The organism is Zoogloea sp. (assembly GCF_017302315.1).
Classification (GTDB): domain Bacteria; phylum Pseudomonadota; class Gammaproteobacteria; order Burkholderiales; family Rhodocyclaceae; genus Zoogloea.
Genome location: NZ_JAFLDT010000117.1, coordinates 1 through 9,624 on the forward strand (window position 1 = coordinate 1; position 9,624 = coordinate 9,624).

General features: G+C 66.1%; 8 protein-coding genes. 3 read left to right on the forward strand and 5 right to left on the reverse strand.

From position 1 onward, the window contains the following. The first annotated feature begins 169 nt into the window (after positions 1 to 169). Positions 170 to 502 (forward strand): hypothetical protein, encoded by a 333-nt coding sequence (locus J0L98_RS20180; protein WP_296413853.1) that lies wholly within the window; start codon positions 170 to 172, stop codon positions 500 to 502. Between the two features lie 155 nt (positions 503 to 657). On the opposite strand, the gene J0L98_RS20185 is transcribed toward J0L98_RS20180, so the two are convergent. Next, on the reverse strand, positions 658 to 2,346 hold the full coding sequence (locus J0L98_RS20185; protein WP_296413855.1) for an ATP-binding protein: 1,689 nt from the start codon (positions 2,344 to 2,346) through the stop codon (positions 658 to 660). 378 nt (positions 2,347 to 2,724) lie between these two features. Between J0L98_RS20185 and J0L98_RS20190 the strand changes: the two genes are divergently transcribed. After that, positions 2,725 to 3,633 (forward strand): LysR family transcriptional regulator, encoded by a 909-nt coding sequence (locus tag J0L98_RS20190; protein WP_296413857.1) that lies wholly within the window; start codon positions 2,725 to 2,727, stop codon positions 3,631 to 3,633. A gap of 122 nt (positions 3,634 to 3,755) precedes the next feature. After that, entirely contained in the window at positions 3,756 to 6,482 is a 2,727-nt protein-coding gene (locus J0L98_RS20195) for an ABC transporter substrate-binding protein (protein ID WP_296413866.1), read from the forward strand. A gap of 36 nt (positions 6,483 to 6,518) precedes the next feature. Here the strand turns inward: J0L98_RS20195 and J0L98_RS20200 are convergent, their stop codons facing one another. The 4 genes from J0L98_RS20200 to J0L98_RS20215 form a co-directional block, all read right to left on the reverse strand. Beyond that, positions 6,519 to 6,908 (reverse strand): Hsp20/alpha crystallin family protein, encoded by a 390-nt coding sequence (locus J0L98_RS20200; protein WP_296413858.1) that lies wholly within the window; start codon positions 6,906 to 6,908, stop codon positions 6,519 to 6,521. A gap of 12 nt (positions 6,909 to 6,920) precedes the next feature. After that, positions 6,921 to 7,364 (reverse strand): Hsp20/alpha crystallin family protein, encoded by a 444-nt coding sequence (locus J0L98_RS20205; RefSeq protein ID WP_296413860.1) that lies wholly within the window; start codon positions 7,362 to 7,364, stop codon positions 6,921 to 6,923. 743 nt (positions 7,365 to 8,107) lie between these two features. Further along, complete coding sequence (locus J0L98_RS20210) at positions 8,108 to 9,175, reverse strand: alkene reductase (RefSeq protein WP_296413862.1); 1,068 nt, start codon at positions 9,173 to 9,175, stop codon at positions 8,108 to 8,110. A gap of 69 nt (positions 9,176 to 9,244) precedes the next feature. Then, positions 9,245 to 9,624: pirin-like C-terminal cupin domain-containing protein (locus tag J0L98_RS20215; protein WP_296413864.1), on the reverse strand; the 380-nt coding region annotated here is incomplete at its 5' end.

Genomic DNA, 9,624 nt, shown 5'->3' on the forward strand with positions numbered 1-9,624 from the left:
AACTCCGGGAATGAAGTCTTGAGAAGTCGGACAGCAATTAGACGTAGGTCGGGTTACGCTGCGCTAACCCGGGCGGGTGGGGGAAGTCCCTTTGTAGTCCTACAACTACTGTCTGCGTGCTCCGACCATTTCTTTCAGATGCTCTGCAAGATTTCCAACAGGACTTACCGTGAGCGGAACGTATAAAGTCGGCCCAAAAACTAACGAACTGATCGCTTTGCTCGATGAGCTCGCTTCCGTTCTCGAAAGCGACGGAAACACCCAGTGGAGCAGCTGGATGCGCCAGACAAGGGCACGTCTGATCAATTCGGATTACTCGGGCATCGAGCACTTGCTTGCTGCGTATGGCGGGATGGGTTCGCTGAGTGATGTGGTGCTCGGACAAAGCTACGAGGATGGGGTCTTTCAATGGAAGCCCGGGCACGTTGTGCTGAATGAGCGGTTCGCTGCACTCAGGGAAAAAGCCTGGCAGTTGGCCGAGGCGATCAAGCGATCGCAGTAGCGGCAGCAGATCCGATAACGCCGTCGCGAGCAACGGCCGGCAGGTTGGCCCGAGAATATCCAACACTGCCGCTGGCCTACGAACGCGTCACGCCAGATGTCAGGCGTAACACGCTGACTTCGACGCACGCTTTGCTTCGCTGAGATCGCCCAGTCCTACCCCACCTCCATCGCCCTGAACACCGCACACCGCCGAAACACCCCCTCCTCCGCCTCAACGCCCTTCTGGCTGCAGTATTTCCCCACCAGCTTCGCCAGCCCCTTGATGTCGCGGCCGGATGCCTGCGGGAAGATGTCCGGTAGCCGTTCCAGCAGTTCCGGCGCGACCTGCAGGCCGAACTGTTCTGCCATCACGCCCCAGATCTTGCGGCGGTCTTCTCGGCTGGGCGGGTGGAAGCGGATGAGGGCGATGCAGCGGGAGACGATGGCTTCGTCGATGTCGTCCACGCGGTTGGTGGTGAGGAAGAGCAGGCCGTTGAAGTATTCCAGCACGCGCAGGAAGACGCCGACCACCGCGTTCATGGTGATGTCGTCGTCGCGGCGCTTGATGTAGACGTCGGCCTCGTCGATGAGCATCACGGCGCCCCAGCGCTGGGCGCGGGTGAGCACGTCCTTGAGGATGGTCTCCATGTTGGACACGCTGAGGCCGAGCTGGCCCGAGTGCACCCGGTACAGGGGGCGGCGGATGATCTCGGAGTACACCTCGGCAGTGAGGGTCTTGCCCACGCCCGGGGGGCCGGCGCAGAGCACGGTGGTGCCGCCGGATTTGCCCTCGACGATGTCGTCCATCAGCAGGTCCATCTCGGCGGTGAGGATGTCGATGAGGTCGGTCTGCTCTTCGGGCAGCACCAGCTTGTGGCGCAGGGCGGGCTTGTATTCGTAGGGGTGGATGTCGGCCACGTGCACCCACAGGTAGTGGTGCAGGTCCAGATGAAACATGAGGATGTGGAAGTGCACCGGCAGCCGGGTGAACAAGCCCTTGGGTAGGGCCTTGCGGGCGTCCTCGGCGGCGTCCTCGTCGATGTAGCGGGAGCCCTTGGCGGCCTTGCGCAGGTAGGTGCCGAGGATCTCGCCGGGGGCGTCGAGGGTCAGCACCCGTTCGGCCAGGATGCCCTCGTCGTTCACCAGGCGGGCGTCGCCGCCGCTCGATGAGAGGATGACCACGTCCTTGCGTGACCAGTCGGTGTCCCGGTGGCTGGCGGTGGGGTTCTCGGCATACAGGCCGGTGCCCCGGCCGGAGAACTGCTCGCCGTAGCGGGCACGCCAGTCGAAATAGCGGGCCTCCATCTCGTCATAGGTGGCGATGAGGGCGGCAGTCTCCCGGACCAGGCCCTTGGCCACCAAAATCTCGCCCACGCTACGCCCGGCAATGTCGCCGGCCACGATGCGCACGGTGTGGGTGGCCACCTTGCCGCGGGTGTTGGCCTTCATCTCGATGAAAACCTTGCCCACCTCGTCATTGGACGACGGGGTGAAGTCCAGCCGGGTGACGACCCAGGCGGTGGGGCGGTCGGGGCTGGCGATGGAGAACAGCCAGCCACGCTCGGCGCCTTCGGCCAGATAGTGGGCGATGGCCGGCACCAGGACGTCCAGCTCGTCGGCGGTGAAGCGCGGGGCGTCGGTGCCCAGGGCCTGGCGCAGGGTGGCGATCTGGGCGGCGCGGGCGCGCATGTGCGGGCCGGCATCGGCAAACAGGCCCTCCAGGAAGTGCAACTCGTCATGTTCGAGCTGGGCAAAGTCCACTTCGGCCCGGTTGCCGAAGCGCATCTGCTCCTGCAGCCAGGCCAGGCGGGGATGGGCGCCCACCAGCGCGTCGACAATCGGTTGCTCGATCTGCAGTTTCATCGGTATGGACTCCAGCGGATGTACGCATGTTGCGATGCAAGATCCATGCTGATCCGCCGAAAGACGCCAGGGCCTTGTTATGCAAGCCGTTTTTCACCCGGAGCCAGCAGCCGGGCATGTCGGAAATACGACGTGTCGCAGACTTTCTAGTAGGAGCGACGTGTAGGGGCGACTTCAGTCGCCCATCCACGCGTCGATCACAGACAAGCCCTTGATCGAAGTCCCGCCCTTGATCGAAGTCCGCGGGCGACTGAAGTCGCCCCCACGGTCCCTCCAGCCGGCGTCGGTGCATCCGAAGCGGCGTTGCATTCATTCACGCCCACATCCACCCCCACTCCGTGCGACGCTATGGGGCTTGATCCATCGGGACTGATCTTCATGCACATCGACCTGCGCGACCTGCGCCTGTTCATCCACATTGCCGAGAGCAAGAGCCTGACCCGCGGGGCGGAGCGCAGCCACCTGTCGCTGCCGGCGGTGAGCGCGCGGGTGAAGGAACTGGAGAATCAGGCCGGGGTGCGCCTGCTGTACCGGGCGTCGCGGGGGGTGGCCCTTACGCCGGCAGGGCAGAGCCTGCTGCAGCACGCACGCATCATCCTGGGGCAGATCGAGCACATGAAGAGCGATCTGCAGCGTTTCGGCGAGGGCGTGCAGGGGCATATCCGGGTGTTTGCCAACACCACGGCGGTGACCGAGTTCATGCCCGAGGTGCTGGCCACCTTTCTGGCCGGCCACCCGCAGGTGGACGTGGACCTGCAGGAGCGCCTGACCGCCGAGATCGTGCGTGGCGTGCTTGATGGCACCACCGATCTGGGCATCGTCTCCGGGGCCGTGGACGCGGAGGGGCTGGAGAAGCATCACTTCAGCACCGACCGCCTGATCCTCGCGGTGGCACCGGGGCATCCCCTGGCGGCGCGGGCGTCGGTGTGTTTTGCCGACATGATGGACTACGACTACATCGGCCTCCACGAGGGCAGCACCCTGCAGACTTTCGTCAATGGTTTGATGCAGAACGTCCGCCACCGCCTGCATATCCGCGTCCAGGTGAGCAACTTCGAGTCGGTGTGCCGCATGGTCGAGGCCGGGGTGGGCATCGGCATCGTGCCCGAGTCGGCGGCCGTTCGGCACAGCCGCACCATGAAGATCGTGACCAAGCCCCTGGACGAGACCTGGGCGGTGCGTGAGCGCTACGTGCTCACCCGGCGTGGTGATTCCCTGCCCAGCTTCACCCGGGCGCTGATCGATACCATCATGGCCCATCCGGGGCATGCGGAGAGCCGGGCATAGACCAAAGGCATTGCTTGCGGCACTCGCCACGCCCCGAGGCTGACGCTAAGATCTCGTCCATGTCCTGATCGGAACCATCAAGGCTTGTGCTGCCGCACGGGTTGGGGGAATGTTGCTTGCGTGTGTTTCTTGGGCGTTTGCTGGTGTGGCTGTGCGTTCTGGTGCCCATGGCATGGGTACCTGCACACGCGGCCGAACAGGTGGTGGTGCAGCTCAACTGGAAGCATCAGTTCGAGTTCGCGGCCTTCTATGCGGCTGAGAGCCAGGGCTACTACAAGGAAGCCGGGCTGGATGTGCGGATCGTCGAGGGCGGGCCCGGAGTCAATGTGGTCAAGGAGGTGGTGGAGGGCCGCGCCGACTTCGGTGTGGGCACATCCAGCCTGGTGGTGGATCGGGCGCGGGGCCTGCCCGTGGTGGCGGTGGCCACGCTTCTGCAACATTCTCCGGTGGCCTTGCTGGCGTCCAGGGCGCAGGGGGTGCAGAGCGTGCACGATCTGGCCGGGCGGCCGGTGTCGGTGGACCCCCATACCCGTGACGAGATCGAAGCCTTCCTGCTGGCCTCCGGTCTGCGACCGTCACAGATCAGGTTTGTGGACCAGGCCGATTGGACGCTGACTGCCCTGGAGTCGGGCGAGGTGGCTGCGAAGGCGGTCTATCTGTCGAACGAGCCCTTCCTGATCCGGGGGCGCGAACATCAATTCCTTTTGCTGAGGCCCCAGTCGGCGGGCATCGACCTGTTCGGCAACATGCTGTTCTCGTCCCGGGCAACCCTGGCTGCCCGCCCCGAAGTGGTGGCGGCCTTCCGCGAGGCCACCCTGCGCGGCCTGGTGCATGCCCTGGCCAATCCGCAGGCGGTGACCGACCTGATCCTGGATCGCTACAACACCCAGGGCAAGTCGCAGGCGCATCTGCTTTTCGAGGCGGCGCAGCTCCGTGAGCTGACCCGCCCCGACATTGTGGAGGCGGGTTACATGAGCCCCGGCCGCTGGCGGCATGTGGTTGATGTCTATGTGCGCCAGGGCAAGTTGCCGGCAGATTTCGAACTGGGTGATTTTTTGTACGACCCCAAGCCGTCGACCCGGGTGCCTCCGTGGCTGGTGGCTGCCCTGGTGGTGTCGGTGCTGGGGCTGCTTGTGGCCCTGCTGGTGGTGGCCAAGGTGCGTGGGCTCAATCGGGCGCTGACGGTCGAGATCCGCGACCGTACCCTGGCGGAAGAGGCTCTGCAGACCCGCGAGACCCAGTACCGGGAGCTGGTGGAGAACGCCAATGCCGTGATCCTGCGGCTGTCGCCGGAGGGCACGGTGACCTACTTCAACGAATGCGCCGAACGCCTCTTCGGCTTTTCCGCGCGGGAAATCATCGGCCGCAACGTGATCGGAACCATCGTACCCGCCATCGAGAGCGGTTCGGGCCGCGATCTGGGCGAGATGATCCGGACCATCCTTGACGACCCTGCCAGCGGTGGGCACAACGAGAACGAGAACATGACCCGTGACGGCCAGCGGGTGTACGTGCGCTGGTCCAATCAGGCGATCCGCCGGCTCGACGGGAGTGTGGCCGGGCTCCTGTGCATCGGCCAGGACGTGACCGCCCGCCGGGCCATGGAGCAGGAGCTTGCCGCCCACCGCAGCCACCTGGAGGAGCAGGTCGCCCTGCGTACCGCTGAACTGGCCCAGGCCAAGGAGGCGGCCGAGACGGCCAGCCGGGCCAAGAGTGCCTTTCTGGCCAATACCAGCCACGAGATCCGCACGCCGCTCAATGCCATCATCGGCATGACCCATCTGCTGCTGCGCTCCGGTGTGAATGACGATCAGGCGCAGCGCCTGGACAAGATCGAGACCGCCGGGCAACACCTGCTTGAAATTCTCAATGCAGTGCTGGATCTCTCCAAGATCGAGGCGGGCAAGTTGAGCCTGGAGCGCACCCGGGTGGCGGTGAATGGGGTGGTGCACAACGTGGTGTCCATGCTCCATGATCGGGCTGTGGCAAAGGCACTGGTGATCTCGGAGGAGGTGCCACAAGGCCTTGCCCCGCTGCTGGGTGATCCGACCCGCCTGCAGCAGGCCCTGCTCAATTTTGGCAGCAATGCGGTCAAGTTCACCGGGCAAGGGGGACGCGTGTGCTTCCGCATCCGCGTGATGGAGGACACCCCCACCGATCAGCTGGTGCGCTTCGAGGTGGAGGACACGGGGATCGGCATTGCTGCGGACAAACTCGGCCAGATCTTCAGCGCCTTCGAGCAGGCCGACAGCTCGACCACCCGGGAGTACGGTGGTACCGGCCTCGGGCTGGCGATCACCCGCAAGCTGGCGCACCTGATGGGCGGCTCGGCGGGGGTGTCGAGTGAGCCGGGGGTGGGGAGCACCTTCTGGTTCACCGCCCGCCTGGCCAAGGGTGACTACATGCCCATCACCGGCCTGCTGCCCGATCCCGACGCGGCCGAGAGCCTCATCGGCGAGCGCTTTGCCGGGCTGCGTGTGCTGGTGGTGGAGGACGACGAGGTCAACCGGGAGATCGCCGTCGAGATGCTGGCTGAAACCGGCCTTCTCATCGATACCGCGGAGGATGGTCAGGTGGCGGTCGAGCGGGTACGCGAGGCCGACTACGCCCTGATCCTCATGGACATGCAGATGCCACGCCTGGACGGCCTGCAGGCCACCCTGCAGATCCGCGCGCTGCCGGGCCAGGCGGCCACGCCCATCGTGGCCATGACCGCCAATGCCTTTGCCGAGGATAGAGCACGCTGCTTTGAGGTGGGCATGAACGATTTCATCCCCAAACCCGTCGAGCCGGGCCTGCTTATGCGGGTGGTGCTCAAGTGGCTGGAGCGGCGCGCAAGCGGGGTGTAGCAGCCTGCCCGGCCCGACAGGCTGCCGTGCTTGCCGTCAACCCACCTGGATGGGGATGCGCCGGGGCTGGGCGTGCTCCACCTTGGGAATGCGCAGGGTGAGCACCCCGTGGGCAAACTCGGCGGCGACCCGGTCGGCGTCGAGTTCCTTGGACAGGGTGAAGACACGCCGGTACAGGGGCAGCCCGACTTCCGAATGGATGGATTCCAGACCTTCCGGGGCGGGCAGGGCGATCTCACCTTCAATGGTCAGCGTGTCGGCTTCCACGTGCAGGTGCAGCCTGTCCTTCGGTACGCCGGGCAGGTCGGCGTAGAGGGTGATGCCGGCGCCGTCCTCGATCACATCCACCGGGGGCAGCAGCGTCTCGGTGGTGCGCGGGGCCGTCTCGGGCTGGGGGGTTTGGCGCAGGGCGGGATTGTCGCTCATGATCGGCTCTCCTTACTGGATGTGGATACGGCGCGGCTGGGCTGCGGCCTTGCGCTGCACGCTGATGTGCAGGACGCCGTCGGTGTAGCGGGCGTCGACCGCGTTCGGGTCCACGTCGTCGGGCAGGGTCACGACCCGGCGGAAGCGGCCCGAGAAGCGCTCGTCGATATGCACGGTGGCCGGTGCATCCTTGGGCGGGAGCACGCTGGTGCGTTCGCCGGCCACAGTCAGGACGCCCTTTTCCAGTTGCACATCCAGGCTCGCCGGGTCGATGCCGGGGGCGAAGGCGTAGATCTCCACGGAGCGGGGCGTAGTGCCCACGTTCATGGCCGGGTAGCCGCCCCGGGCGGTACCGCGGATGTTCGGCGACAGGTCGCCGCCCCCTTGCTGCAGGCCACGCTGGATGCGGTCCAGTTCGGCAAACACGTCACGGGGAAACAGGGATCGGTAGAACATGTGGATTCCTCCTCATCGGACGTGGACGGCACACCATTGCCGCCCCCTGTCTCGGATATGGGAGTCGTTGTGGTGGGTTTCAAGAGCCCGGGGCTGGAACTGGCGGCGTCCTGTACGGGGGCGTTTTAGGGGCGACTTCAGAGGGTGTCGCAAAATCCTCCGGTCCAAGCCTGCGGGAGGATGTTGTCAGCACTTTGGGCTCGACGCTGGGGTGTGCCCTTACGGGTGGGCTTTCCTTTCTACCTTGAGTTGGCCGGGATTTTTCCACGGCCGGGTTTGCACACCCGGCCGGCTACGGCGGCGCGGAGCATGCTCCGCGAAACCCCGCCTCCCCGGTTATTCGCTTGCGCGAATGACTCCCCTGCGCTGCTCACGCCAGGCGGCCGGCGTGGAACTCGCCCTGCGGGCTCAGACAGCCGCGCCGGCCGCCCGATGCGAGCAGTGTGTAGGGGCGACTTGAGTCGCCTGCGGACTGAGATCAAGGGCATGGCGGTGATCAAGGCGCGGATGGGCGACTGAAGAGGGTGTCGCAACACTCTTCGCCAACCAGGCATTCACGATGGACTCGGCATCAAACGCGGTCCAGTCACCCGAAATTCCACGTTTTTGCGAGCTAAATGCCGTTTTTGATCTCATAACGCGGGTGTCTCGGCTGTGCAAAATGGCTTTACAACACCTTCTGAAGTCGCCCCAACATTCGCCCCTACGGGAAAGCAGGATGAATTCGGCCCCAGGAGGCGGCCTTACTGCATGAAGGGATAGTCGGTGTAGCCCTCGGCACCGGGGGAGTAGAAGGTGGCGGGGTGGGGTTTGTTGAGGCTGGCGCCGGCCTTGATGCGGGCGGGCAGGTCGGGGTTGGCGAGGAAGGCGGTGCCGAAGGCGACGGCGTCGAGCTGGCCGCTTTCGATGGCGCTGGCGGCCTCTTGCGGGGTGTAGCCCATGTTGCCGATCAGGACGCCCTTGTAGTGGGCCCGGGCCGGGGTCAGCACGTCGCCCTTCTGCTGGCCGAAGAAGTCGCCGCGCATCACGTGCAGGTAGGCCAGCGGGACGTCGTTGAGGCGCCGGGCCATCCAGGTGATCAGCCCCACCGGGTCGCTGTCGAGCATGTCGTTGTAGCTGTTGAGGGGTGACAGGCGCAGGCCGACACGGCCTTCGCCCCACACGCCCACGCAGGCGTCGAGCACTTCCAGCATCAGGCGCGCGCGGTTCTCGAAGGGGCCGCCGTAGGGGCCGCTGCGGGTGTTGCTGCCGTCACGCAGGAACTCGTCGAGCAGGTAGCCGTTGGCGCCATGCACCTCGATGCCGTCGAAGCCGGCGGCCAGGGCGTTTTCGGCGGCGTGGCGGAAGCCGGCGACGATGCCCGGCAGCTCGTCATCGGCGAGGGCGCGGGGGGTGACGTAGGGCTTCTTGCCTTCGGGGGTGTGCACCTCGTCGTTGCGGATGGGCAGGGCGCTGGGGGCAACGGGCTGGGCGCCGTTGTTGAGCAGCGGGTGGCAGGCCCGGCCGCCGTGCCAGACCTGCAGGAAGATGCGCCCGTCGGCCTTGTGCACTGCGTCGGTCACGTGCTTCCAGCCGGCTACCTGGGCGGCCGAGTGGATGCCTGGCTCGTGCCAGAAGGCGGAGTTGCCCTCGATCGCCATGGTGGCCTCGGCGATGAGCAGGCCGGCACTGGCGCGCTGGGCGTAGTGGGTTGCCATCAGGTCGCCGGGTACGTGGTCTTCCTCGGCCCGGCAACGGGTCAGGGGGGCCATCAGGATGCGGTTGGGCAGGCTTACGGCGCCGGCCTGCAGGGGCTGGAAGAGGGCGGACATGGGGGCTCCGGAGAAGGGGTCGAAAAGGCTTGGTGTGTGGCGGGTGATGATTGTTCCGCAGCGGGGGCGTCAGACGCCGGCCCAGGGCAAGGGTGGTGCGGTGAGGCGGCGGGTGCTGCCCGGCACGGGGCCGAAGCGTGGATCATCGGCTTCCCAGGCGCGCTGGGCGGTGGCGATGGCTTCACGGCTGTGGCCGACGAAGTTCCAGGCCATCTGGATGGGCGTGGCGAAGGGCTCGCCACCGATCAGCAGCAGGCGGGTGCCGGGGGCGAGGGTCAGGTCGATGCTGTCACGGCCCGGGTCGAGGCAGGCAAAGGCGCTGCCATCGAAGTCCTCGCCGGCCAGGGTCGCGCGGCCCTCCAGGGGCAGGATGCCGTACTCGAAGGCCGGGTCCAGCGGCAGCGTCAGGCGGCTGGCGTCGGTGCTGTGGATGTCCAGCCCGATCAGGG